The sequence below is a fragment of the Ruegeria sp. AB8 genome (genome assembly GCF_056542605.1).
This window is the reverse complement of sequence record NZ_JBQGAB010000094.1, coordinates 1-1,258: the sequence shown is the minus strand read 5'-3', so window position 1 is coordinate 1,258 and position 1,258 is coordinate 1. Positions and strand designations below refer to the sequence as shown.

The following is a 1,258-nucleotide window of genomic DNA, read 5'->3' as shown; positions in this document are numbered from 1 at the left end:
CTGCCCATTTCAGCAGTTCGCTGAGCTCGCCACCTGACGCACAAGCGGTTGCTGAAACAACTCAACGGGCTCAAATCTTTGCAACAAAACCGTTTTCCACGGCTATGCTCAGAGCTACGCTTTGCAAAAGATCAGCACCACTGTGATCGGCTTATGGATGATATCGCCGAGTATCTACGGCTTGGCCAAACCTGGTATGCAATGAAATCAACGTTTGGCCCAGCTATTCGCTTCATCGTTCTCGGGTACATCTTTCAGCGTGCTGAGAACATACAGTCTCCAGGGGCTTATCTGATTTCTCTGATGTCAAAGATCGATCGGGGAGACATGCAGCCAACCGCATTGTTGGCGCAAAACTCAAAATAACCGCGGACGAGCAGGCCGTACTTATGAATTCCCATCTCGCTTATGAGTTCAGAGCAACAGATGAAGTTCATCCCATCGATCTATTGTGAATAGAATGCGGATGTATTACATTGTACTACACAGCGGAAACAGGTGATTGCGATGAGAACCAGCCCATATTCAATCCGTCTTGATGAAGACTTGAGAAAGTCTCTGGAACGAGAAGCTGCGATAGAAGATCGGCCGCCTGCGCAGCTCGCTGTACGAGCAATTAGAATGATGTTGGAATCCAAGGCCGCAAAGCGAGCAGCCATTGATGCAGCTGTCGAAAAAGCAGATCTAGGTAAGTTCATCACGGCAGACGAAATGAATGCCTGGATAGACAGCTGGGATACCGAGAATGAGCTCTCTGCTCCGGTCGCAAGCAGGCAATCCAATAGCCAATGAAAATTGTATTTCTCGAAGATACGGCCCGGGACATTCAATGGTTCCGCTACTACTACACGTCTGTTTTTCCTGAAGGCAGCGAAAAGGCACGAGCACAGCTCAAAGCCATTCAGCTTACTCTTGCAGCAAACCCGTATGCAGGTCACCCAAGTGACACACGCCAAGACGTACGGGAGCTTTCAGTACCGCGAACCCCATTTACGCTAATCTATCGTGTAATGCCCACTCAGATAGAAATTCTGCGTCTCTGGGATACCCGGCAGGGCGCAGACTATTAAAACCCGGAGTCTAAACTGGCGGCATCAGCCAGGCAGCGTAGGGGGTAAGAAATCGAACTTATTCTGCTATTCGACCTCTAGCTTCTGCACAGAGGGCGGGAAGCTGATGGGGTGGATGGCTCCTGCTTCAACCGGCGTCGCAATGCGCCATAGTGCAGGTGTCAAAGTCTGCTTTTGAAAGGAGCCAC

2 protein-coding genes are annotated in these 1,258 nt (G+C 50.2%); both read left to right on the top strand.

The genetic code is table 11. The features are described from left to right. Nucleotides 1-507: 507 nt before the first annotated feature. Nucleotides 508-792 carry a CopG family ribbon-helix-helix protein gene (locus ACR0CG_RS23885; RefSeq protein ID WP_170724936.1) on the top strand — a complete coding sequence of 95 codons (285 nt, stop codon included), beginning with the start codon at nt 508-510 and terminating at the stop codon, nt 790-792. Continuing rightward, nucleotides 789-1,070: a type II toxin-antitoxin system RelE/ParE family toxin gene (locus tag ACR0CG_RS23880; protein WP_170724935.1), complete on the top strand. Its 282-nt coding sequence runs from the start codon at nt 789-791 to the stop codon at nt 1,068-1,070. Before ACR0CG_RS23885 ends, ACR0CG_RS23880 begins: the two co-directional genes overlap by 4 nt. The last annotated feature ends 188 nt before the right edge of the window (nt 1,071-1,258 follow it).

Coding starts and splice junctions, on each gene's coding strand:
- ACR0CG_RS23885 (WP_170724936.1), top strand. CDS start 508: ATGAGAACCAGCCCATATTCAATCCGTCTTGATGAAGACTTGAGAAAG.
- ACR0CG_RS23880 (WP_170724935.1), top strand. CDS start 789: ATGAAAATTGTATTTCTCGAAGATACGGCCCGGGACATTCAATGGTTC.